Origin of the sequence: Caulobacter sp. 73W (assembly GCF_041021955.1) — a bacterium.
GTDB lineage: Bacteria > Pseudomonadota > Alphaproteobacteria > Caulobacterales > Caulobacteraceae > Caulobacter.
This window is the reverse complement of sequence record NZ_CP158375.1, coordinates 1,622,912-1,645,916: the sequence shown is the minus strand read 5'-3', so window position 1 is coordinate 1,645,916 and position 23,005 is coordinate 1,622,912. Positions and strand designations below refer to the sequence as shown.

19 protein-coding genes are annotated in these 23,005 nt (G+C 65.7%); 13 read left to right on the top strand and 6 right to left on the bottom strand.

The window, feature by feature from the left end:
• Positions 1-18: 18 nt before the first annotated feature.
• The 7 genes from ABOZ73_RS07875 to ABOZ73_RS07845 all read left to right on the top strand — a co-directional run bounded on the left by ABOZ73_RS07875 (position 19) and on the right by ABOZ73_RS07845 (position 7,906).
• Positions 19-2,163 carry a GumC family protein gene (locus tag ABOZ73_RS07875; RefSeq protein ID WP_369062127.1) on the top strand — a complete coding sequence of 715 codons (2,145 nt, stop codon included), beginning with the start codon at positions 19-21 and terminating at the stop codon, positions 2,161-2,163.
• 41 nt (positions 2,164-2,204) lie between these two features.
• Positions 2,205-3,008, top strand: a complete 804-nt coding sequence (locus ABOZ73_RS07870; protein WP_369062125.1) for a metallophosphoesterase family protein — start codon at positions 2,205-2,207, stop codon at positions 3,006-3,008.
• A 173-nt stretch (positions 3,009-3,181) separates the two neighbouring features.
• On the top strand, positions 3,182-3,823 hold the full coding sequence (locus ABOZ73_RS07865) for an exopolysaccharide biosynthesis polyprenyl glycosylphosphotransferase (protein WP_369062124.1): 642 nt from the start codon (positions 3,182-3,184) through the stop codon (positions 3,821-3,823).
• 168 nt (positions 3,824-3,991) lie between these two features.
• Complete coding sequence (locus tag ABOZ73_RS07860; RefSeq protein WP_369062122.1) at positions 3,992-4,459, top strand: calcium-binding protein; 468 nt, start codon at positions 3,992-3,994, stop codon at positions 4,457-4,459.
• On the top strand, positions 4,456-5,397 hold the full coding sequence (locus ABOZ73_RS07855) for a calcium-binding protein (protein WP_369062120.1): 942 nt from the start codon (positions 4,456-4,458) through the stop codon (positions 5,395-5,397). The genes ABOZ73_RS07860 and ABOZ73_RS07855 overlap by 4 nt, the downstream gene beginning before the upstream one ends.
• Positions 5,394-5,744, top strand: coding sequence for an ethanolamine utilization protein (locus ABOZ73_RS07850; RefSeq protein ID WP_369062118.1), 351 nt, complete (start codon positions 5,394-5,396; stop codon positions 5,742-5,744). Before ABOZ73_RS07855 ends, ABOZ73_RS07850 begins: the two co-directional genes overlap by 4 nt.
• Before the next feature lie 359 nt (positions 5,745-6,103).
• The gene (locus ABOZ73_RS07845; protein WP_369062116.1) at positions 6,104-7,906 is read left to right on the top strand and encodes an amidohydrolase; all 1,803 of its coding nucleotides are present in this window, start codon (positions 6,104-6,106) and stop codon (positions 7,904-7,906) included.
• A gap of 350 nt (positions 7,907-8,256) precedes the next feature.
• On the opposite strand, the gene ABOZ73_RS07840 is transcribed toward ABOZ73_RS07845, so the two are convergent.
• The 6 genes from ABOZ73_RS07840 to ABOZ73_RS07815 form a co-directional block, all read right to left on the bottom strand.
• Positions 8,257-9,357 (bottom strand): mannonate dehydratase, encoded by a 1,101-nt coding sequence (locus tag ABOZ73_RS07840; RefSeq protein ID WP_369062115.1) that lies wholly within the window; start codon positions 9,355-9,357, stop codon positions 8,257-8,259.
• A 17-nt stretch (positions 9,358-9,374) separates the two neighbouring features.
• Positions 9,375-11,741, bottom strand: coding sequence for a polysaccharide lyase 8 family protein (locus ABOZ73_RS07835; RefSeq protein ID WP_369062113.1), 2,367 nt, complete (start codon positions 11,739-11,741; stop codon positions 9,375-9,377).
• A gap of 2 nt (positions 11,742-11,743) precedes the next feature.
• The gene (gene manD, locus ABOZ73_RS07830; protein ID WP_369062111.1) at positions 11,744-12,952 is read right to left on the bottom strand and encodes a D-mannonate dehydratase ManD; all 1,209 of its coding nucleotides are present in this window, start codon (positions 12,950-12,952) and stop codon (positions 11,744-11,746) included.
• The gene (locus ABOZ73_RS07825) at positions 12,949-13,767 is read right to left on the bottom strand and encodes a GDSL-type esterase/lipase family protein (RefSeq protein ID WP_369062109.1); all 819 of its coding nucleotides are present in this window, start codon (positions 13,765-13,767) and stop codon (positions 12,949-12,951) included. Before ABOZ73_RS07825 ends, manD begins: the two co-directional genes overlap by 4 nt.
• 95 nt (positions 13,768-13,862) lie before the next feature.
• Complete coding sequence (locus ABOZ73_RS07820; RefSeq protein ID WP_369062107.1) at positions 13,863-16,526, bottom strand: TonB-dependent receptor; 2,664 nt, start codon at positions 16,524-16,526, stop codon at positions 13,863-13,865.
• Positions 16,527-16,621: 95 nt separating this feature from the next.
• Positions 16,622-17,341 (bottom strand): SDR family NAD(P)-dependent oxidoreductase, encoded by a 720-nt coding sequence (locus ABOZ73_RS07815; RefSeq protein WP_369062500.1) that lies wholly within the window; start codon positions 17,339-17,341, stop codon positions 16,622-16,624.
• A 104-nt stretch (positions 17,342-17,445) separates the two neighbouring features.
• On the opposite strand from ABOZ73_RS07815, the gene ABOZ73_RS07810 reads away from it, so the two are divergent.
• The 6 genes from ABOZ73_RS07810 (at position 17,446) to ABOZ73_RS07785 (ending at position 22,930) form a co-directional block, all read left to right on the top strand.
• On the top strand, positions 17,446-18,372 hold the full coding sequence (locus ABOZ73_RS07810) for an IclR family transcriptional regulator (protein WP_369062105.1): 927 nt from the start codon (positions 17,446-17,448) through the stop codon (positions 18,370-18,372).
• A 37-nt stretch (positions 18,373-18,409) separates the two neighbouring features.
• On the top strand, positions 18,410-19,300 hold the full coding sequence (locus ABOZ73_RS07805; protein ID WP_369062103.1) for a DUF6772 family protein: 891 nt from the start codon (positions 18,410-18,412) through the stop codon (positions 19,298-19,300).
• Positions 19,300-19,635: a hypothetical protein gene (locus ABOZ73_RS07800; RefSeq protein WP_369062102.1), complete on the top strand. Its 336-nt coding sequence runs from the start codon at positions 19,300-19,302 to the stop codon at positions 19,633-19,635. The genes ABOZ73_RS07805 and ABOZ73_RS07800 overlap by 1 nt, the downstream gene beginning before the upstream one ends.
• Positions 19,632-20,483, top strand: a complete 852-nt coding sequence (locus ABOZ73_RS07795) for an SMP-30/gluconolactonase/LRE family protein (protein ID WP_369062100.1) — start codon at positions 19,632-19,634, stop codon at positions 20,481-20,483. Before ABOZ73_RS07800 ends, ABOZ73_RS07795 begins: the two co-directional genes overlap by 4 nt.
• Entirely contained in the window at positions 20,480-21,727 is a 1,248-nt protein-coding gene (locus ABOZ73_RS07790) for an MFS transporter (RefSeq protein WP_369062099.1), read from the top strand. The genes ABOZ73_RS07795 and ABOZ73_RS07790 overlap by 4 nt, the downstream gene beginning before the upstream one ends.
• A gap of 174 nt (positions 21,728-21,901) precedes the next feature.
• A complete protein-coding gene (locus tag ABOZ73_RS07785; RefSeq protein ID WP_369062097.1) occupies positions 21,902-22,930 on the top strand; it encodes a hypothetical protein in 1,029 nt (342 codons plus the stop codon).
• The last annotated feature ends 75 nt before the right edge of the window (positions 22,931-23,005 follow it).

Below are 23,005 nucleotides of genomic sequence, written 5' to 3'. Positions count from 1 at the left end.
AATCTCGATCTGACGCACTTGATCAGCATCTTCCGTCGCCGCCTGCGCCTGTTTGGCGCGGTGGCTCTTGGGGTGTTCGTGGCGGCCGTCGTCTTCACCCTGTTGCAGACGCCTAAATACACCGCCACCGCCAACGTGATGCTCGACACGCGTAAGGAGCAGGTGACCGACGTCGCCGCCGTCATGTCAGGGCTCCCGGCCGATAGCAGCGTTGTCGACACCGAGGTCGAAATCCTCAAATCGCGCCAGCTGGCTGAGCGCGTGGTTACGCGCTTGAAGCTCGACGAGGACCCCGAGTTCAATCCTAAGGTGGCCAAGCCATCCGGCCTGAAGATGGTCGTGGGTGGCGTCGCGTCCCTGGTGGGCGCCGCCAAACCCGAGAACGCCAAGCTAAGCCCCGTGGAAGCACAGCGAGAGCGTGAGGCTATCGTTGATCGCGTGCTGGCCGGTCTTGGCGTGCGCCGCAGCGGCCTGACCTACGTCATCAATGTCAGCTACACGTCTGTCGATCCTGCGAAGTCTGCTCGGATCGCCAATGCTTTCGCCGACCTCTATCTGCTCGAGCAGCTGGAGGCGAAGTTCGACGCGACGAAGCAAGCCAACACCTGGCTGAACACCAAGCTCAACGAGCTGCGTGGTCAGGTGCAGACCGCCGAGAATGCGGTCGCGCAATACAAGATCTCCAACAATCTGCTCAGCTCCTCGGGCGCGACCCTGACCGAGCAGGAGATTTCGGCCTACAACCAGCAGGTAGCGACCTCGCGCGCCGCTCAGGCCGAGCAGGAAGCGCGCCTCTCGGCTGCCCGCCGCCAACTCGCCGCCGGCGCCTCCGGCCAGGAACTTGGCGAAGCGCTGGACTCCCAGGTGATCCAGCAGCTGCGCCAGCAGCGCGCCACCATCTCGGGCCGCGTCGCTGACCTGCAGGGCCGCTACGGCGCTCGCCACCCGGAGATGCTCAAGGCTCAGCGTGAGCTGGAAGACGTCGACGGTCAGATCCAGGCCGAGACCCGTCGGATCATCACCAATCTGGAGACGCAGACCCAAATCGCGCGTCAGCGCACCGGCTCCATGGCCGGCAGCCTGGGCGCGGCGCGCGGCACGCTCGCCAGCAACAACAAAGCAGCCGTGCGATTGCGCGAACTGGAGCGCGACGCCGAAGCCGTCCGGACCCTCTATGAGAGCTATCTGAACCGCTTCAAGGAAACGAGCTCGCAGCAGGGTATCGAAGCCTCCGACGCCCGCGTCGTCTCCAAGGCCAAGATCCCCACGGGCCAAAGTGCGCCGAAGGTGCCGCTGAACCTGGCCTTGGGCTTCGTCCTGGCCGTCGGCGCAGGCTTCGCCGCCTTGATCATCGCCGAGATGCTCGATAGCGGCCTGACCACGTCGCAAGATGTGGAGCGTCGCCTGGGCGTCTCCTATCTCGGCGGCGTGCCGACCTTGGCGTCGGTCGCCGACACCAAGTCGTCGCCGGTCGACTTCGTGGTCGAAAAGCCGCTGTCCGGCTTCTCCGAGGCGTTCCGAAATCTTCGCGCCTCGATCCGCTACGCCAAGCTGGGTCAGCAGGTTCAGGTGGTGGCCATCACTTCGTCCCTCCCGGGCGAGGGCAAGACCACGACCTCGATCTCGCTGGGCCGCGCCATCGCCATGCAGGGACAGCGCACCGTCGTGGTCGACTGCGACCTGCGTCGCCGCACGGTCAACCGCGTCCTGGGCGTCGAGCCGACCGTTGGTCTGCTTGAAGTCCTGTCGGGTCAGGCGACTTTGGAGCAAGTCCTCAAGGTCGATCCCAAGACCGGCGCCTCGTTCCTGCCGCTGGCGGTCAGCAACTTCACGCCCAAGGACGTCTTTGGGACCGAAGCCATGGACAAGCTGCTGGCCGAACTTCGCCGCCGCTTCGACATGATCATCCTCGACACCGCGCCGCTCCTGCCCGTGGCCGACACCCGCGTCCTCGCGCCCAAGGCCGACGCGGTCGTCTTCCTGGCCCGCTGGCGCAAGACGCCGCAAAAGGCCATCGAGTCCGCGCTCGATCTGCTGCGTGGCACCGGCTCGCACCTGGCCGGCGTCGCCCTGACCCAGATCGATATGAAGGAGCAGGCTCGCTACGGCTACGGCGACGCGGGCTATTACTATGGCGAATACAAGAAGTATTATGCCAGCTAAGCGGCCACGCTGACGCGGCCGCAAGGCAACCCAAGAGCTCGATGTTCAAGCGTCTGTTTTCGTTCGCGAACGCCAAGCCAGCAAGGCCGCCGGAAGGCGTTCGCATCTACGCCATCGGTGACGTCCATGGCTGCGCGGACCTGCTGAACGCCCTGTTAGAGCGCATCTACGACGAGGCGCTCAAGCGCCCGTCCCAAGCCTCCGCCTTGGTCATGCTTGGCGACTATGTGGACCGGGGGCCGCGTTCCGACGCGGTCCTGCAGACCCTCGTCATGCTCAAGGAGCGCTCACCCATCGCGGTACGCTTCCTGGCCGGCAATCACGACGACACGCTGCTCGAGTTCCTGGCCGATCCGATGGTCGGCGAAACCTGGTGCGAGTTTGGTGGGCGCGAGACCCTGACCTCCTATCGCGTGAACCCGCCGCTCCGCGGGGCGGAGCCTGAGGCCTGGAAAGCGGCGCAGGTCGAGCTTCGGGCGGCCATGCCGGCATCTCACGTCAGCTTCCTGCAAAGCCTGGAAGAGGCCGTCACCCTGGGCGACTACACCTTCGTCCACGCGGGCGCCCGTCCGGGCGTCCCGCTGGATCAGCAGACCCGCCGTGACCGGCTGTGGATCCGCGGCGAGTTCCTCAACGACACGCGCGCTTTCGAGAAGGTCGTCGTCCACGGGCACACGCCAGCCGACGACCCGCATGCCGACAAGCGCCGTATCGGCGTCGATACCGGAGCCTATGCCACCGGCGTCCTGACGGCCGTCGTGCTGGAAGGTGAGGACCGCCGGTTCCTCCAGACCCGCCGAACCGCAGCCAAGGGCCCCATCGTGGTCGAGGATCTGGCGGCGTAGAAGGGTCGCCGCACAGGCGGCAGGCGCCGGACGCGACTTCCAGCCACATCGCCGCAGATTGTGCTGCACCGCACAACTGGCTGTGGCTTCGTGCACAAAGACGAGCTAACCACGTTCTGCGTGTCATCACTTCTGGCGACGCTTGGTTCGCGAACGACGGCGTAGGGTTGGGGATGTTCAATAGCGACACAGCGGATGGGATGCTGGCGACAGAGAGCGCGCCGGCGGCGGTCACCAGTGTGTTGAAGCGCGCCATCGACGTGGTCGTGGCGTTTGCGATGTTGCTCTTCACCCTGCCCATCACGATCCCGGCCGCGCTGGGCGTGGCGCTGTCGTCCAAGGGTCCGATCTTCTTCCGCCAGCGCCGCACCGGCCTGAACGGCAAGACCTTCCTGATCCTGAAGTTCCGCTCGATGCGGGTCGCCGAGGAAGGCGCTTTCAAGCAGGCCACCCGCGACGATGACCGCATCACCGCCATCGGCCGCTTCCTGCGCCGCTCCAGCATCGACGAGCTGCCGCAGCTCATCAATGTGCTGAAGGGCGAGATGTCCCTGATCGGTCCGCGTCCGCACGCCGTCGACCACGACGTCCTGTGCCGCGGCCAGGTGGCCGACTACGACGCCCGCTACCTGGTCCGCCCAGGCCTCACGGGTCTGGCCCAGGTCAGCGGCCTGCGCGGCAAGTCCTGCGACAACCTGATGGCCGAGCGCGTGCGCATGGACGTGGCCTACATCGAGAACTGGTCGGTCGCCCTGGACCTGAAGATCCTCTTCAAGACCGCCCTCGTCGTCCTCTTCCAGAAGACGGCCTACTGAGCGATCGCGGGCGGCGCCGTAAGGGCGGTCGGCGGATCAGAAGGCGGTGATGGAAGTTCACCTCCCCAAGCCATCTCGCATCGCCGCTAATGGTGTCCGCAATGGCCATCTAAGGTTGTGCTCCGCACGACGTTTCGGCTAGACCGCAGACGGCGCTTAGGGGGGAGAATGGCTGTATTCAATGGCGGCGAAGGCCTGGACGTCCACTACGGGACCAATGGCGCCGACACCATCAACGGCAATGGCGGCAACGATTACCTCCATGGCGATGACGCCACCCCGTCGTACGGCCAGGGAGGCGACGACATCATCAATGGCGGCGCCGGCGATGATGAACTGACCGGCGACTGGGGCGCCGATATTCTGGACGGCGGTCCGGGCGACGACATCCTGCGGGAGGGCCGTAGCCAGACCTACAACGACGGCAAGATCGATCGCATGATCGGCGGTTCGGGCGCCGACTGGTTCATGTTGTCAGTCGCGCCCGACCTTCGCCTGGGCAATCCGGCGCCATCGATCGCATCGCGGACTTCTCCTCGAGCCAAGGCGATCGCGTCCAGCTCGAGTACTTCTTCACGAGCCGCAAGATCGCCTGGGGCGGACCATTGGAGAACTCGAACTTTGCGCTCTCCGTGAGCGAGCCCATCGGCGCGAAACTCCGGTCGCAGTATCTGGGCCTCTTCACGTGGAAGAGCGGTTCGACGACGTATCTGATCGCCGACGTCAACGGAAACGACCTCATCGACGACCGGGACTACGCCTTCGCCTTCGAGGGCGCGCCGAGCCTGACCATCGCCGATTTCATCAACAGCGGCGAGTTCGTTCAGCTCTCCGGTGGCTCCGGAGGGGCGTGGCAGGGGACCGCTGGCCCCGACACATTCCTTGGCCAGGCAGGCGACGATGTCGCTGACGGCGCAGGCGGAGATGACCTTCTTGAAGGGGGACTTGGCGCCGACAAGCTGAGCGGCGGATCCGGAAACGACATTCTGATCGGCGGACGCGGCAGTGATACGCTTCGCGGCGGATCCGGCAATGACCAGCTGTGGGCGGGCGGGCGCTACACCGGCCATGAGGACGACCAGGACAGCGTCAACACCCTCTTTGGAGAGGATGGCGACGACACCCTGATCGGCGGTGAAGGCCAGGACGTCCTGGAGTGCGGCGCCGGCAATGACTTCATCAATGCAAAGCCCGGCGACATCGGCCGCGGAGGCGACGGAGACGATCAGTTCACCGGCCAGGGCGCGACGCTCGAGGGCGGGGCGGGGGCGGACCGCCTCAGCGGAACCGCTTCAACCTTCACCGGCGGCGCGGGAGCGGACATCTTTTCTCTATCGAATTTCTCCAGCGTCGGAGGCTGGGCGCCGACGCCAAATATCGTGACTGATTTCAGCATTGCCCAAGGCGATAGACTGGTGGTCTCATTCCAATATCACCAGTACCCCGTCGTCTGGCGCGGCGCGCTGGACAACGCCGCCTTCTCGCTGCCACGGCCATGCATCAGTGGTCGTACCGCGGATCGGTCTCGTCCCTCGAGCATTGCGCCCCACAACAACAGCGGGAGCGCATCATGAAGATGCAGGGATTTACAGCCGACGACGCCGCCATGGAGCGCTCGCCCGACCAGGACGGCGACATTGAGACCGGTGATGTCGTGAACGAGGCGGACGGCGCGCCCATCAGCATCGGCTACGGCCGCTGGGGACCCGGTGCGACCCTGACCGAAACCATGCTGGTCGACGATGTGATGATCATCCTGGAGGGGAGCCTGGACGTCACCTCGGAGGGAGACACCGTTTCGGCCGGCCCCGGCGGGATTGTCCACATGCCCAAGGGCGTCGAGGTGACCATCAAGGCCGGCCCCACGGGCGCCCGGACCGCCTATGTCACCTATCCCAATTGGCGCGCCGCTCGCGGCTGAGCCTCGCGGCGTCCATTGCGCCCCAGAACCGTTGAGCTTCGATCCTCCCGGGACACGCTCAGCGGCCTGGTCGCCCTGAGCGCGAGCGGACCGCCCTGGCGCAAGTCCTATCGTCAGACGGCGCGACCGCGGCTTGCGCCCTAGGAGAGCCAAGCCGTGGCGGCTCCAGTCTGCTCTTCGATCGGTCTCGGTCGCCGCCGGTGTTCCTCCCGACGCGACACGGTGTGCCTCCATAGCGGTCTACCGCCTTACGCCACAGCTGCGAGAAGCTTTGCGGTGAGGCCGCCCGGTGCTTTGCGCGACCAAAATGTCCCGCCCTGCGCCGCACCCGCCCCCGCTGAAGGTTGAACGAGGAAAGAATGATCCGCACGCTTCTCATCGCCGCCATCGCGACGGTCTCGTTCACCAGCACGCCTGCGCAAGCCGCGCCGGTCGCCGGCGCCGATCTGATCGTGGTCAATGCGAAGATATTCACCGGCAACCGCGCTCAACCTGAGGCCTCCGCGCTCGCGGTTCGCAGCGGGCGCATCTTTTCGGTCGGCTCCGACGCCGAAATCCGCAGCCTGGCGAGCGCGCGGACCGAGGTGATCGACGCCGGCGCCCGCCGGCTGATCCCCGGCATCATCGACGCCCATACCCACGTCCTCAACGATCTTGCCTTCAACTACAACGTTCGCTGGGACGGGGTGCCGACCCTGCGCGAGGCGCTGGCCATGCTCACCGAGCAGGCGCGCCGCACGCCGCAAGGCCAGTGGGTCAAGGTCATCGGGGGCTGGTCACCCTACCAGTTCAAGGAGAACCGTTTCCCGACCTTGGAGGAGCTGCGTCGGGCCGTGCCGGATCGGCCGGCGATCGTGCAGTACGCCTATAATCGCGCCTTCTTGAACGAACAGGCGATGGCGGCCCTGGGCGTCGGCTCTGAGCCGTTCTCGAAGTTGCCGGATGTGCAGATCGAGACGGACGCTAACGGCAAGCCCACGGGCGTGATCCACGGCTACACCTGGCTGTTCCTGGCGCTCGAGATGATGGTTCCGCAGCCCACCCTCGAAGAGCAGCTCAGTTCGATCACCTACAGTGTGCGCGGCCTAAACCGGCTCGGCGTGACCTCGGTCGTCGACAACGGGGGAAGGTGGCCCTATCCGGTTGCGCAAGCTCGTGTCGATGCGCTGGCTCGCGACAATCGCCTGAACGTGCGCATGCCGTTCGTGGACCTGCAGCTGGGCGACGGCGGCCCGGTCAATATGGTGGACCTGCAGATCGAGGCGATCACCCAAAAGGCGCCGATCAGCCCCGGGCAGAACCTTCACCCCACCTTGCAACATGGGCACGAGTATCGTGGCGCCGGCGAAGTGTTGAGCGGCGAGGTGCATGACCATGAGAACTTCGACCGGCCGCCCGTAATCATCGAGCACAAAACGATGCACCGGTTCGTCGAGCAGGATGTCGCGCGCCTGATCCAGCGCCGCATCCCGTTTCGGATGCACATCACCTATGACGAGAACATCACCCCGTTTCTCGACGCCCTGGAACGGGTGAACAAGACCGCTCCCATCGACGGCCTGCGCTGGAGCCTGGAGCACGCCGAGACGATCAGCCCGCAAAACATCGAGCGTGTGAGGCGCCTGGGAGGCGGCATCGCACTCGACGCCAAGATGGCCCTTCATGCCGACGGGTTTATCGCAACCCACGGGCGCGAAGCGGCTCTGCGGACGCCTCGCCTGCGCGCGCTGGTCGACAGCGGGATCCCTGTGGCGATGACGACCGACGCCTTCCGCGCCGCCACCTACAACCCGTGGGTCGGCATCAGCTGGACCGTGACCGGAAAGTCGGTGTCCGGCTCCCAGGCGCTCGCCGATGACAACCGGCTCACCCGAGCTGAAGCTCTGAGCCTCTGGACCCGCGGGGCTGCCTGGTTCATGAACGCCGAAGCCGAGCTGGGCGCCGTCGCCCCGGGTCATCTGGCCGACTTCGCCGTGCTCGACCGCGACTACTTCAGCGTCCCGGAAGATCAGATCGATGACATCTCATCGGTCCTGACGGTCATGGACGGGCGGGTGGTGCATGGGGCTGAGGAGTTTGGGCGGCTCGGGCCATCCCTGCCGGCGGCGCTCCCGGCCTGGTCGCCGTCGAACCACTTTAGACCGAGGGCGCCTGGCCAATAAGCTGTTGCGCCAAAGCGGGGAAGGTTGGTCGGGCGTCACCGCCTAGCTTCTCGTCCGGCGGTCAGCCGACGTATCAGGTCTGGTGGGCGGTCAGCACCTCGGGGGCTACGCGACGAAGAGGTCTAATCGGGCATAGAGATAAATCTCAACGGAGCCGCTTGCGCCGACGCTTACGCCGCGTCAGCCCGCAAGCCCCGCTACGCGCAGACGCGATCGTCCCCGACCCAGACCGCAAGGTCGAAGCGGTAAGGCTCAGCTTACTCCCTGGAATTGCCCGCGAGCCTGGCCGTCCGCGGCGGAAGCCGCGATACCGCGAGAGCCTTCAACCTCGCTTAGCTGGCGACAGCGACCTACGTGGACGAGGCCTCCGCCTGCATCAGCCCTCGGATATAGCCGTAAGCAAAGGCGAACGACTGGAGCGTCGCGTCCGGATCCCCTTCGACGATCGGCACATGATCGGGCATCAACATGCCGTCATAGCCGACCTCGCGGTAGACCTTGAGCGCCTTGACCATGTCGATGTCGCCCTCGTCCGGGAACGTCTCGGAGAAGTGGTCCCGGGCTCCGCGGATATTGCGGAAGTGGACGTTGAAGATCTTACGTCGCGCCCCAAACCAGCGGATCACGTCGAAGATCTCGGTCGCCGGATCGCGCAGCGCCTCTGACACCGTGCCCTGGCAGAAGTTCAGGCCGTGATAGGCGCTTTCCTTGATGCCAACGAAGCGTTTCAGGCCATCGATCGTCCCAAGGACACGGACAACACCCTGGTAGCCTTCAGGCGGAACGCCAGGGTCCTGAGGATGGCAGGCGATCTTGACCTTGTATTCCTCGGCCACCGGCACAACCCGCTCCAGGAAGTAGCTGATGCGCTCCCAGGCGGTGTCGGCGTCAATTCGTCCGGCCCGGGTCAGGGGCGTCGCGGGACGGGCCTTGGCGAGGTCCCAGGCCTGGTAGAGGCTGTCGCCCCGACCTTTCACATGCTCGGTGCGCAGCACGCCAAGGATGCTCATATTGTATTTGATGGCCGGAACGCCCGCTTTGGCGGCGTTACGGATCATTGTCTGGAACGCCTCGATGTCGCGATCGCGCTGCGGATCGGCCGCCAGCATGATCGAAGGATTGGGCTCCTTGTCGATGTGGCTCGAGCGCAGGATCGGCGGCTCCAGCATATCGAGGCTGAGTCCATGGCGGCGGCATAGGTCGCCAAGCGCCTCGATCTCCTCGATGGTCGCATAGGTGCGCCCATCGGCGATCACCGGCTTTGCGCAGATGTTGCGAACGCCATAGCGGGCGAAGTACGCAAAATGCTTGTCCGTGCTGGGCGCGCTTTGGCAGCCCAGCTTGACCTTCAGCGGCGGCCTAGCCGCCGCGGGCGCCGCGATGGCCTTTGCAGGCGCCACAGTGGCGACAGGGCCTGCGACGGATAAGGCGAGAAAAGCGCGGCGGTCCATGTGAGCTCCAAGTTTCGTCAGGCGGCGGCGAGGCGGATGCGGGCGCTGGAGCCGGCCCGGCCGCCAGGCGAGAACACCAGGGTCAGCCCAGACGCTGCAGAGGATGCGCTAATCGCGGGATCCGAATGGATCAGTCCAGCTGTCGCGATATCGAGCCGGATGGTGATCGGCTCTGAGCGCGCCTGGGTAGGCTCCGCCACAGCGATTTCGATCTGACCACCCTTGCGGCGCACGACCAAATTGACCGGGGCGTCCGCGGTGAACATGCCAGCCCGACCCTCACGCCAAAAAGCCGCCGCCTCGATCGTCTGGTCGGACAAGGTAAGCCGAGCGACATGAGCAACCTCGTCCTTGCGGATCATCTCGACGCCGCTGTGGTCTGCAAGCTTCGCCGTGGCGCGCGCGTCGAGGCCAGGCGCCAGAACGTAGGCGTAACCGGCCGCCGTCGGGCGCACCCCGTGATCCAGCCAGAAGGTCTGGTAGCGCCGCGTGCGCGGATCAAGCGGCGTCGCCCCTTGCTTGTTGATGTCGCCCCAGCTTCCGGTGCGCGCCTCGAAGGCGGCGTGCAGGGTGGGGCGATCCAGCAGGACAAGCCCGCCCACCCCGTCCAGATGCAGCCAGCGGGCTTGCCGGTAGGCGCGCGTCTCCCCAAGCGCCGGACCGGCCGCGCCGTCGATCAGGACGCGACGCTCCGGCAGCGCGGCTGACAGCATGCGGTTCTCCACGATCGTCTCCACCGCTGCGTCGGCATGGCTGAAGATGTTGGAGCCCATCGCCAGCATCAGGTCGCCGGCCATCAGCCAGGACTTGCGAGCCCCAAACCCGCCTTGGTCGGTCTCAATCGCCATGGCCACCAGACCAGCGTCATCGAGCGCCGCGCCTCCGACGCGCGCATCTGTATTGCGCGCCTCCGACGCACTGTCGGCGCGGGGGCGGCGGTCCAGCGTGGCGCCGGGCAGCCGGTAAGGGTCGACCGTCGGCCAATAGTCGTCAGCATAGTTGGGCTGGGTCTTGTCGTAGACGAAGGCTGTCCCGTGCGATCCGTACCAGCCGTGCAGGTTCTCGCCGTTGACGGACTCGTAGGCCCCGATGCGATTGGAATGCACCGACAAGGCCAGGCTGAAGGCGGGCCGCCGCCACACCGTCCGGTCCATGGCCGCAAAGACGGTCAGGCCGGTCTTCTCAGGTGCGGTGACGATGGACTTATCGACGATGGCCGCCGCCGCCAGCTTGGCCATATGCGGGGTGAGCCAATAGGCGGGCAGCTTTGGATCGTAGGTGAAGATGTCGAAGTAAGGCGCCTGGGCGGCGATCCACGACCGCGCCTGGGCCTTGAGGGTTGAGCGGGGCGCCACCTCTCCCAGATAGAGGCAGGCGAAAATCAAAGCCTGGCCCGACTTGATGTCCGAAAGCGCGGCGCGGGAGATGTTGCGGCCGCGCACCGCATCCATGAGCGCGCCTTTGTGCATGAGTGGCGCAAAGGCGGTCGGCACGCGATCGGCCAGGCGGCGCCAGGCGGCCTGCGGCATTGTCCAGGGCGAGCCGTCGAGCAGCCAGATCAGCAAGGCGGCGCGAATGAGCAGCTCGCGGCCATAGCCGCCCGTATAGGGCAGGTCGTCATGCTGGATGAAAGAGCCGTCGGCGTGGAAGCCGTCGCCCGACGAGACGTCCTCGAAGGTGGTCGGGAAGGCCGCCCGGGCTGCTTCGATCGCGGCTGCATCCTCACGAATGGCGCCATTGAGCAGCACCACGTGGGAGCGCCAGACCCGATTGGCCGCCGTGCCCACGAAGGGCGCTGGCGTGAACCGATGGATGGCCGCCGCCAAGCGGCCGAGCAGGTCGGGATCGCGGCGGGTCAGCGGCTCGTGCAGCAGGATCAACAGATCGCTCAGGGCGATGGGAATGCCCATCTCCCATTCCCACCAGTTGCCCGTGCGCTCGATCAGGATCGAGTAGCGGTGCTGCTCCAGCCAGGTGAGGCTGGCCAAAAGATCGTCCTCAAGCTGACGGTCGCCATACAGCGGCGTGCCTGGCGTGGCCCAGGCCAGGGCCATCACCCGAAGACGGTCGGCGCTGATGCGCGTGTTGTACTCTCGCTCGCCTGACAGCGGATCGCTCCACAGAGCCTTGGCTCCGGCGATGGGCTTGGCCAAGGTCGCCCACCGCTCGCTGGCGTTCGCCGCCACGCCGCCGATGATCTTGGCATAGGGCTGCGACCCTGGATCGATCAGGGCGCCGCCGGTCAGCTGGTCACGCCACCGCTGACGCAAGGCCGCGAAGGGGGAGACGGTCTGCGCCGCCCCTGGCGAGGTCGCCGTGGACGCCAGGACGAGGCTGCCGGCGGCCGCCCCAAGCGCGGCGCGGCGATTGAGCGAAAGGGGCATGGTCACCAATTCCACATCGTGCCGTCGGCCAGCCGGGCGACGGGCAGGTAGGCAGGTTTGTAGGGGTATTTTGCCGCGAGCTTCTCATCGATGTCGACGCCGTGGCCGGGCGTCTCGCCGCAATAGAGCAGGCCGTCCTCGAAGCGATAATCGTGCGGGAAGACCGCGTCGGTCTCTTCAGTGTGGCGCATGTATTCCTGGATTCCGAAGTTGGGGACCCAGGTGTCGAAATGCAGGGCCGTGCCCATGGTCACCGGCGACAGGTCCGTGGCGCCATGGCAGCCGGTGCGGATCTGGTAGAGGCTGGCGAGGTCCGCGATGCGGCGCAGGTGCGTGACGCCGCCCGCGCCGACGATGGTCGAGCGGATGTAGTCGATCAGCTGGTTCTGGATCAGGTCCTTGGCGTCCCAGATCGTGTTGAAGATCTCGCCCACGGCCAGGGGCGTGACCGTGTGCTGGCGGATCAGCTTGAAGGCTTCCTGGTTCTCGGCCGGGGTGAGGTCCTCCAGCCAGAACAGCTGGTAGGGCTCGAGCATCTTGCCTAGGTTGGCGGCTTCCTGCGGCGTGTAGCGGTGGTGGCCGTCATGCAGCAGATGGTGGTCGAAGCCGTAGGTCGCGCGCAGCTTCTCGAACAGTTTGGGCACATGGTTCAGCGCCTTGCGCGTGTCCCAGCCGGTGACGCTGGGCAGGGCCGCGTCCGCCGGCTCGTAATAGAGCTTGCCGCGCCCCACGCCGTAGGCGTCCTTGATGCCGGGCACGCCGGTCTGGGCGCGGATCGCCTTGTAGCCCAGGTCAATGTACTGACCGACCGCATCCACGGTCTCTTCGATGTCGCCGCCATTGGCGTGGCCATAGACCATCACCCCGTCGCGACTGCGCCCGCCCAGTAATTGATAGAGCGGCATGCCGGCCATCTTGGCCTTGATGTCCCAAAGGGCCACGTCGACGGCGGCGATGGCGCGCATGGTCACCGGACCCCGGCGCCAGTAAGCGCCGCGATAGAGGTACTGCCAGATTTCCTCGATCCGCCGCGGGTCCATGCGGATCAGGCACGGGGCCACGTGATCTTGCAGATAGGAGACGACCGACAGCTCGCGGCCGTTCAGCGTGGCGTCGCCGATGCCATGAACGCCTTGATCGGTCTCGATCTTCAGGGTGACGAAATTGCGCCCCGGGCAGGTGACGATGACGCGGGCGGCGGTGATCTTCATGGACGGGGCTCTTCAATGCTTTCGAGGGCGCGCGACAGGACCGGCCACATGACCGCATAGCCGTCGGCGTTAGGATGGATGCCGTCTGGCGAGAGCGCGGCGGGTAGAGCGCCGGCGGGGTCAGCTAGGGCGGCATGGTAGTCGGCCACCGGGTAGCCGCGGCTGGCGGCGAAGGATTTGATCCAGGCGTTCACCGCCAAGATCGCGCCTGCGTCGCGCGAGACGCGTTCGCGGTCGGCGCCGACCGGGGGCAGGGTGCAAAGCACAACCTTGAACCGCCGCCCTTCGGCGATATCGGCCATGGCGGTGATGTTGCGGCGGATACGCTCCAGGGCGCTGGGGCCGACCAGCGCGGGGTCGCCCACATAGGCGCGCAGATCATTGGTGCCGCCCATGATAACGACGGCGCTCGGCGCCAGCTGGACCACGTCGTCTTCATAGCGCAGCAGCATTTGGCTGGTGTTCTGACCGCCGATCCCGCGGTTGACCAATCGAACCGCCGCAGTGTCGCGGGCGGCCAGGCCGCTCCAGTTGGCGGTGATGGAATCGCCCATCAGGACGATGCGCGCACGCGTGTCGCCGCTGGCCAACAAATCTCGATTGGCCTGGGCATGGCGGCCGACCTCGGCCAGGTCGTCCTGCTGCATCATCCACTTCGAGGCGAAGTCATGAAGGGTGTAGTCGCCGATGCCAGAGCCGCCCATAGGCGGGCGAAGCTGGGCGCCGCTGGTCGGCGGCGAGCTAGCGGTGCAAGGGCTGGCGGCGGCGGCCGTCGCGGCGGCTGCGACAGCGGCCAGAGCCAGTTTGTTGTTCATCCGAGCCTCGCGGTCAAAAAGATGGGGCGTCGCCTGTCGACGACGCCCCAGGGAGGGAATCGCGTGTGCGGGGTGCGAACACGCGATCGAAGACGTCAGAACGTGCCGGCGATGCCGACGGTGATGCGGCTGTCGTTGATGTAGGTCTCGAACAACCGGTTGGAGGTGCCGATGTACTTGCGCGCCACCGGATGGTTCAGGCCGGTCGCTTCCACCGTGATGCGGAACTTCTCGTTGATGTTGTAGCTGCCCGAGGCGTCCAGCTGACCAAAGTCATCGGTGAAGTTCGAGCCGCCCAAGTTCTTGGCCTGCACCGTGTTGAGGTACTGGTCGCGGAAGCCGTAGGCGACGCGGGCGCTGAACTTGTCGTTCTCGTAGTAGGCGATCAGGTTGTAGCTGTTCTTGGACAGGTTCGTCAGCGGCAGGGTCTTGCCGGGGTTCAGCGCATCGGCCACCGGCGTGTCGCTGTCGGCGTAGGTGTAGTTGACCTGCACGCCCAGGCCATCGAACGGCGCCGGCAGGAACTTCAGCGCGTGCTGGTACCCCAGCTCAAAGCCGCGAACCTCGCCGTCCTCGCCGTTGGTCGGGCGGCTGACCGTGAAGGGACCAAAGCGCTCGTTGCCCGGGATGATCTCGCTCGTCACCGTCTGGGTCGTGAAGCTGTCGATCTTCTTGTTGAACACCGCCACCGACAACAGGCTGGCCTCGGCGAAGTACCATTCCAAGGTGGCGTCCATCTGGGTGGCCTCGAAGGGCTTGAGCAGAGGATTGCCGGCGGTGGCCGAGAAGTTGACCTGGTTGACGATGATGCCGGCGCCGGTCGACGACAGCGGCGGGCGAGCGATGACCTTGGCGGCCGCCAGGCGCAGAACGAGCGAGTTGGTCAGGTCGAAGGCGACGTTGGCGCTGGGCAGCAGGTGCTTGAACTTGGCCGTGGTCGAGGTGGGCACGAAAGTCCCCGGCGTCGCCCCAGCCACGAAGCCGGCGGACTCGCGATCGGTCCACACATAGCGCGCGCCGACATTGGCCTTGAAGGGGATGTTGAACACATCGCCGGCCAAGTCAGTCATCAGGTAGAGCGCCTTGGAGGTCTGGGTCACGTGGCGTTCGGAAAGCGGCGCGGGCGCGGGACCCGAGACTCCGATGTTCTGGCGGCCAAGGACGGAGTCGACCTGTCCGGTCAGGAAGTTGCGCTCGAAGTTGCCGTCGACTTCGGAGAGGAAGTCGCCGTACTTGTTGTTGTAACGCAGGGCCGACAGCTCGTCGGGGCGGATGACCCCGTCGCGGTTCTTGTCTGCGGCGGCCAGGATGGCGCGACCCGCGTCGGTCGTTGTGTTCACCGCCGGCGTGGTCTGCGGATTGGTGGCGCCAAGCTCGATGCGCTCGCCGCGCAGGCCCGCCTTGACCGAGCGAACGACGCCCCAGTCCAGGTCGTAGAGCACGTCGATCTTGCCGTCGTAGCCATTGTTGTCGGAGCGGTTCTCACCGTCGAAGAGTGAGCCGAGCTGATAGTTTTGCGGGTTCTTGCGGTCGAAGTTGCTGGTCAGGCTGACGTCGGGATGGACGTTGCTCGTGGTCAGGTCATAGCTGGCGTTGACCACATTGCCTGGGCTGTTGACGAAGACGAAGGTGAAGGGCGAGCCGGCGGCGCCGTCGCTGCCTGTGCCTTCCGAATACGAAGCATCGGCCCACACCGTCAGGCGGCCAAAGCGGCGCTTGGCGTTGAAGCCCAGATTCAAGCTCTCAAAGTCGGTGTGCGAGTAATAGACCAGCGGGCGCAGTGTCACACCGTTATAGGTCGCCTTGGCCACCGTGCCGTCGGGCAGGATGGTCGCCCCAGGCTGCGGCGCGACCGTCACCCCCGGCATCAGGGTCTGATAGTATTGAAGGTCGCGATTGACCTGGAAGTTCGAGTAGGTCGCCTCCAGGTTCACCTCTGTGAGACCATCGGGCTTCCACTGCGCCGCGCCGTTGGCGGTGATCCGCCGGTCGTCGCGATACTCGATCTGCGAGACCACGCGGTTGGGGCGATAGGTTCCAGAATTAGCGGGCGCTTCGGCCCAGCCGCCGGTGGAGAAGCCTTCGCCCAGCGCCTTGATCTCGCCGTAAGCCAGGGCTGCGGACAGGCCAAACTTGCCGTCGGCGAACTGCTTGGCCACCAGGCCCGAAGCGCGCCAGCCCAGCTTGTCCACCTTGTCCCCGTAGACGCCTTGAACGCGGCCAGCGGCGACGAACTCCTCGCGACCGTCGAGCGGGCGGCGAGTGCGTAGGTTCACCGTCCCGCCAAGCGAGCCTTCGATCTGGTCGGCCGTCGGCGACTTGATCACCTCGACGCCAGACAGGATCTCGGGGTTGATCGCTTGCAGCGAGGGCGTGGCGTCCTGGGTCGGGCCGGTGAAAGCGCGCCCATTGATTTCCACCCGGTTCAGGTCGATGCCGCGGATCGAGAAGTTATTGCCCTCGCCATCCTTGCGGGTGATGGACACGCCGCTGATGCGGCTCAAAGACTCGGCGATGTTCTGGTCGGGCAGCTTGCCGATGTCTTCGGCGGTGATCACGTCCACGACGCTGTCGGCGGTGCGCTTTGCGTCCAGCGACTGCATGATGGAGCGCCGGATGCCGGTGACGACGACCTCCTCAATGACGCCGGTCTCGTCAGCCGGTTGCGACGTCTGAGCTAGTGCGCCCAGCCCTGCGGCCCAGGCCAGGCTAAGCGCGCTGGCGCCCAAGGCCAGGCGATTTATCTGCGTTTTGGTCATTACTTGTATCCTCCCCAAGGATTGCTCGCCGTTGTTCGGCGTTCGATCGATCCGGCGGCCGTGGCCGTCCGGGCTAAGGTCTTTGTCTTTTGCGGCTAGGCTCCCCACCCGCCGTCCACGGCCAGGTCTGCGCCGTTGATGTAGGCTCCGGCGTCAGAGGCGAGCAGCACGCACGCTCCGACGCAGTCTTCGGGTCGGCCTAAGCGCCCAGCAGGGATCTGCAACTCCACCTTCAGCCGGTAGGTCGGATCCGAGAGCGCCACAGCGTTACGATCGGTGGCGATGGCGCCTGGCGACAGGTTGTTGACGGTGACGCCCTGGCGTCCCAGGTGCCTGGCCAGATTGGCCGCCATGTGCGCCTGAGCAGCCTTGGCCGCCCCGTAGACCAGCAGGTCGGGATTGGGCCGCGTCTGCTGGATCGACCCGAGCATGATGATCCGGCCCCAACGGCGATCAGCCATCTGGGGCGCAAGCACCTGGCACAGCAGCAGGCTGGAGCGAAAATCCACCGCCAGCTGAAGGTCGATGTCCGGGGCCGAGGCCGACAGCCAGTCCTGGCGGATCTCCACGGAGGCGTTGAGCACCAGGATATCCACCTGGCCAAACTCGGCGACCACTTCGTCGGCGAGCTGGCGCGGGCCGCTCGCATCGGCCAGATCGGCGCCAAACGCCTTGGCCTTGCCGCGCATGTCGTGGATCTCGGCGACCGTGCCTTGACCATCAGCCGCCTCTCGGCCGTGCACAGCGACGTTCGCTCCGTGACTCGCCAGTCCAAGCGCGATAGCGCGCCCAATACCTCGGCCAGCGCCCGTCACAAGCGCAGTGCGTCCGGAAAGATCAAACGAATTCAACACGATGTGCCGTCCTCCAAGGTGCCTCTCGCAGCGGAATTCTTCATCGATCCGCTTTCGAAATGCACTTGCGTCGTCTCAGCGACGATGCCAATCTCTCATCAGTAAAAACGCTTCTCATGGATGAGAGCAAGGATTTTTTGCGGAACGTCGGTGGGCATGATTGCCTCAGGCCCCGCAAAGCCAGGGCGAGAGAGGAAAGATCGATGGTGGTGAAAGCGGGCGAAGAGCCGCAGAGCGCCTCGCGCTACAGCGTCCCGGCCCTGGAGAAGGGGCTGGAGATCATGGAGCTCCTGGCCCAAGCGCCGGGCGGCCTCAATGTCACCGCCATCGCGCAGCGACTGGAGCGCTCCACCGGAGAGATCTACCGCATCATCCAATATCTGGACTGGCGCGGTTACATCGAGCGCGACGCCTCAGACCTCTACACCTTGTCCATGCGAATGTTCCGACTCTCACACGAACAGCCGCCGCTGCGCTCCCTCGTCTCGTGCGCCGTGCCGGCCATGGAGGCGCTGGCTCAAGGGGTGGGGCAAAGCTGCCATCTGGTGGTCATGGACCGCACCTCCGTGGTGATCGTCGCGCAGGTCGATTCGCCGCTGCCGATCCGCTACTCCGTCCGGCTTGGCGCTCAGTTTCCCATCTGGGAGACAAGCTCGGGCTTCCTGTTGGCCGCGTTCCTATCGAAAAGCGGACGCGCTCGGCTCTTCGAGCAGCTGGCGCAAGTGATCGATGAGGCCGAACTGGCCGCCTTCACAGCCAAGATCGATGCTGTGGCGACAGAAGGCTTCGAAGAGCGTCAGAGCCTTCGCATCCCCGGCATCACCAACCTGAGCCGGCCGGTGTTCGACCATAACGGTCAGATCGCTGCCGCCTTGACCGTCCCCTATCTGAGCCAGCGCTCCAACCCGATCAGCGTCGAGGAGACCGCCGCGGCCTTGGCCGCTGCGGCGCAGGACATCTCAACCTTGCTGGGCAGCCGGCCGACGGCCTGACGGGTCGCCAACACGTCAATCAGAAAGATCACAGCCTTTGTCCCGCCTCGACACCGATCCGCACCATCGTGCGGCCCAGCTCGCTGACCCGCGCATCAGCCGTTTTGACCCGCTGCCGCGCATCATCACCTTGGACGACTTTGACCGGGGCGCCTGCGGCTGGTCGCAGCTGGTGGGCAACTATGAGGGCGACCTCGACACCATGCTGCCGGGATACCAGCAGCTCACCAACCCGATGCTGTCGACGCTTTCGCACTGGGACGGCGGATCACATGGCGGCCTGGACGGCAGCTACGCTCTTAAGATCGCCACCCGTCCCAAACGCGACGCCGCCGCCGTCGCCATCAAGCGCCTGACGTTCCGCAAGGCGGGACCCGTGCGGCTGGAGTTTTACATGACCTTCAAGCCGGAGGCCTCGGAGCTGGCGCTTTCGGATCGGGACTTCAAGGCATTCGGCTTCCTGTTCGACCTGCAAAGCGGCGACGGCGCTCCATCGCCTGAGCGGGTCATGCCTCACCTTCGCTACCTCAACGCCACGAACGACGGCCTGGCGCAGAAGTGGCAGTTCAAGCCAGGCAGCCCGACGATCCACGACATCGGCGCCAGCGATGAGACCGTCAGCCATTTTCACTTGGCCGACGAGGGCTGGGTGGATCTTCCCGATGGCGCACAGCGGCTCTGCTACAACGAGATTCCAACCAAGGTGAACTGGACCTATGTGGCGCTGGATTTCGACCTGGCGTCCATGAGCGCCACCGGCTTCCAGTGTAACGATCGCCTGTTCGATCTGTCGACCTTCGCGCCGATCCGCATGCCGGCCATGAAGAACCTGTGGTGCATGCTCAACATCGCTTTCTTTGTCGAGACGGCCGCCGACAAGCGCGCTTTCGGCTACGTGGACAGCGTCTGCCTGTCGGGGGACTTCTGATGCTTCGCGAAAGCCAGACCGCCGTCGTCGCGCGCAACGAGACTTGGACCGGCTCGTGCGCCACCGAGCCCTTCGAGGCCGGATGGGCCCAAGAGGCGATCTTCTTCGTGCGCGCCTTGAAGGCCGGAACGGGCCAGGCCTGTCAGGCGCATGTGGAGATTTCGCCAGACGGCATGCGATGGGTGCGCGAAGGCGGCGTCGTGGAATTGCCGGTCCAAGACGGCGATGGCGTCGCCTTCGTGCGCGTCGCTCACTTTGGCAACTGGTTGCGGCTCGCTGCGGACCTGCCTCACGACGCCTCCCGCACCCTCCTCGTTACGCTTCATCTCAAATGACCGCCGCGGCGATGGAGCCGATTGTCCTCGCCGAAGGACTGCGCTTCCCCGAAGGTCCGGTCTTCGACGCATCCGGCGCGCTTTGGTGCGTGGAGCTGCAGGGCGGGGCGCTGGCGCGCATCGCGGCGCCCGGCGACGTGCGGCGGTTCGAAGTCGGCGGCGCCCCCAACGGCCTGGCCGCGGGCGCGGACGGAAGCCTATGGATCTGCGACGCGATGCTCGGCGCCGTGCGACGCCTGGAGCCCAAAGCCGGCCGGTTGGAAACCGTGATCGACGCCCTGGATGGCGCGCCGCTCGACAAGCCCAATGACCTGGCCTTCCATCCGTCAGGGGGACTGGTGTTCAGCTGCCCCGGAGACTTGCGGACTGAGCCGACAGGCTATGTGGTCTTCACCGGCGAGGACGGCAGGTCAAAACGCCTGGCCGACGGCCTCTACTTTCCCAACGGCGTCGCCTTCAACGCCGCAGGCGATCTGATCGTCGCCGAGACCCGCAGGCAGCGCCTGTGGCGCGGAGGGTTCGACCCCGCCGGAGCCTGGATAGATCCGCAGGTGCTGTGCCAGACCAGCGGACCGATCGGTCCCGACGGCCTGGCGGTCGCCCGGGACGGCCGCCTCTTCGTCGCCGTCTATGGCGCATCGCATGTGGCCGTGTTCGCACCAGACGGAGAGGCGCTGGCGCCTCTGCCGATTCCGGGCGCCAATCCCAGCAACTGCGCCTTTGACCCGCACGGGCGCTGGGGACTGGTCGTCACTGAAACCGAGCACGGCCGGCTGCTCGCCTATCCGCACGCCGGGCCGGGCCTGCCCCTGGCCCTCGGACCGGACCATTTCGGAGATCGTCAATGACCGCCGCAGCCCGCCCCGTCTCTACGTGGGCGCGATGGGAGATCGTCGCGCTCCTCTGGTTCGCCTACTTCCTGAACCAGGCCGACCGGCAGATCTTTGGGGTGACGCTGCCTCTTATCCGGGCCGAGTTCGGCTTGTCCGATCAGCAGATGGGCCTCGTCGCCACCACCTTCACCATCGTCTTTGGTCTGCTCGTCCCGTTCGCCGGACTGGCCGGAGATCGGTTCAACCGCCGCTCCATCGTCGTGCTCAGCCTGCTGGTGTTCAGCATCGGCACCTTGCTGACGGGATTTGCCCCAGGTTTCCTATTTCTGCTTCTCTTCCGAGGCGTCGCCACCGGCGCTGGCGAGGCTCTCTATGCCCCTGCGGCCAACGCCCTGATCGCAGACAACCACGACGAGACCCGGTCGCGAGCCCTGTCGATTCATCAGACGGCCAACTATACAGGCGTGGTGCTCGGCAGCCTTTTCGCCGGCTGGGTCGCCGACCACCATGGCTGGCGCGCCGCCTTCGCCGTCTTTGGCGCGGCGGGCATTGCCTGGGCCCTGGTGATCTTGTGGCGAGCACGAAGCGCGCCGCCACCCCCGCGCAGCGAGATTGCTTCCCCGGCGCGGCTTGGCGAGTCCGTCCGCTATCTGTTGTCGAGTCCAAGTCTTATCGGTCAGACCTTGGGCTTCAGCGGACTGGTCTTCGTCCTTGTCGGATACCTGACTTGGATGCCCACCATTCTCTACGAACGGTTCGACATGCCGCTGGCGGCGGCAGGCTTCTACGCCGTCGTCTTCCACCATGTTCTTGGCTATCTGGGTCTGCTCGCGGCCGGGTTTGCAACCGACCGCATGGCGGTTGGTCGACCACGGTTGCGGGCGCTGTCCATGGCGCTAGCGCTCATCGCCTGCGGCCCGTTCATCTGGCTCGCCGCCCAAGGACAGACGCCGTGGCTGGTCTATCTGGCGCTGGCGGGATTTGGGCTTTTCCGCGGGGTCTATGACGCCAACCTCTACGCGGCGATCTTCGCCGAGGTCGACAATCGCCTGCGCGCGACCGTCACGGGTCTCATCGTCGCGGTGGCCTATGTGGTGGGCGCCACTGCGCCGCTTTTGATGGGCATCCTCAAGGCTTCGCTTGGGCCGCAAGCCGGACTTACCTTGCTGGCGGCCGTGGCGGCGGCCACTGGGGTCGCTTTCTTCGTGCTGGCTTCCGCGCAGGGGGCAAGAGCGCAGCTCTCCGCGTCTAAAGTCTGATTATGTTGGTGCGATATATGCCAAGCGCCGCACCGAACTAACCGTGGCGGGGGGGCGTCGGTTAATGCCTTTGCCGGCCATTTCGCCTTCGCTTGGCTCGCCTGTCTGACGGAAAACCCGCGCTTGCTCATCCTCCCAGTAAGCCGGCCTCGTAAAGAGCCGGGAGGAGGGCGCGTGAGGCTGAACAGGATCGCACTTTTGGGCGCGGCTTTGGCCATGGGAGCTGGCGCCCTGGCGGCGCGCGAGCAGGCGCCCACGTCGCCGTACCGCATCGAGCGGATGGGCGGTCCGATCATCACGCCGTCCATGCTTGGCGCTCACGGCGAGAACATCAACGGCCCGTCGCTGATCAAGGCGCCTGATTGGCTTCCCAACGCGCCCGGTAAGTACTTGCTCTACTTCGCCCATCACGAAGGCGACCACATCCGTCTGGCTTATGCCGATCAACTGACTGGTCCCTGGCGGATCCACGAGGGCGGCGTGCTTCACACGCGTGATCTGAGCTGGAACACCGATCACATCGCCTCTCCTGATGTGATCGTCGACGATGAGCGAAAGCAGATCCGCCTCTACTTCCACACGCGGCCGCTGCCGCAGGATCTGACACCCGATAAGCCCGGCTATCAGGCCAGCCTGGCCGGACGCAAGCAAACCTCTCACGTGGCGGTCTCCACCGACGGCCTGAAGTTTCAGGTTCGCCCCGAGACCCTGGGCCCAAGCTATTTTCGGGTCTGGCGATGGGACGGAGCCTACTTCGCCTTGCCGCGCGCCGGCTCGCCCCTGCTGCGCTCCCAAGACGGCCTGACCAACTTCGTCGCCGCCGACAAAGGTCCCTTCGATCACAACGTCGTCTTCAAATCGATCCGTCACGTGGCGGTCGCCAACGACGGGGACGAGCTGTCGGTCTTCTACTCCCGCCTGGGCGACGCGCCTGAACACATCATGCTCGCCAAGGTAAAAATGACGAGCGACTGGCGCGCCTGGAAGGCGGGCGAGCCTGTCTCGCTGCTACGCCCCCAGACAGCCGCCGAAGGGGCGAACCTGCCGTTCACCCCGTCTCGCAACGGCAAGATCACTTTCCCGGAAAACGCGCTGCGCGACCCCGCCATCTATCGCGAGGGGGCGCGAACCTACCTGCTCTACGCGGTCCAGGGCGAACGGGGCGTCTCGATCGCCGAACTCAAGCCGGCCACGGCAAAATAGCTCTCTCCGCGTGGCTCAACTCCTCCGAGCCGCGCCCTTGCCGACGTCGAGCCCCTGCTCGACGTCGGCCTTTTT

Excerpts from the sequence above, each read along its gene's own strand:
- ABOZ73_RS07870 (WP_369062125.1), top strand. The coding sequence starts at position 2,205 with ATGTTCAAGCGTCTGTTTTCGTTCGCGAACGCCAAGCCAGCAAGGCCG.
- ABOZ73_RS07865 (WP_369062124.1), top strand. The coding sequence starts at position 3,182 with ATGTTCAATAGCGACACAGCGGATGGGATGCTGGCGACAGAGAGCGCG.
- ABOZ73_RS07860 (WP_369062122.1), top strand. The coding sequence starts at position 3,992 with ATGGCTGTATTCAATGGCGGCGAAGGCCTGGACGTCCACTACGGGACC.
- ABOZ73_RS07850 (WP_369062118.1), top strand. The coding sequence starts at position 5,394 with ATGAAGATGCAGGGATTTACAGCCGACGACGCCGCCATGGAGCGCTCG.
- ABOZ73_RS07845 (WP_369062116.1), top strand. The coding sequence starts at position 6,104 with ATGATCCGCACGCTTCTCATCGCCGCCATCGCGACGGTCTCGTTCACC.
- ABOZ73_RS07840 (WP_369062115.1), bottom strand. The coding sequence starts at position 9,357 with ATGGACCGCCGCGCTTTTCTCGCCTTATCCGTCGCAGGCCCTGTCGCC.
- ABOZ73_RS07835 (WP_369062113.1), bottom strand. The coding sequence starts at position 11,741 with ATGCCCCTTTCGCTCAATCGCCGCGCCGCGCTTGGGGCGGCCGCCGGC.
- manD (WP_369062111.1), bottom strand. The coding sequence starts at position 12,952 with ATGAAGATCACCGCCGCCCGCGTCATCGTCACCTGCCCGGGGCGCAAT.
- ABOZ73_RS07825 (WP_369062109.1), bottom strand. The coding sequence starts at position 13,767 with ATGAACAACAAACTGGCTCTGGCCGCTGTCGCAGCCGCCGCGACGGCC.
- ABOZ73_RS07820 (WP_369062107.1), bottom strand. The coding sequence starts at position 16,526 with ATGACCAAAACGCAGATAAATCGCCTGGCCTTGGGCGCCAGCGCGCTT.
- ABOZ73_RS07800 (WP_369062102.1), top strand. The coding sequence starts at position 19,300 with ATGCTTCGCGAAAGCCAGACCGCCGTCGTCGCGCGCAACGAGACTTGG.
- ABOZ73_RS07795 (WP_369062100.1), top strand. The coding sequence starts at position 19,632 with ATGACCGCCGCGGCGATGGAGCCGATTGTCCTCGCCGAAGGACTGCGC.
- ABOZ73_RS07790 (WP_369062099.1), top strand. The coding sequence starts at position 20,480 with ATGACCGCCGCAGCCCGCCCCGTCTCTACGTGGGCGCGATGGGAGATC.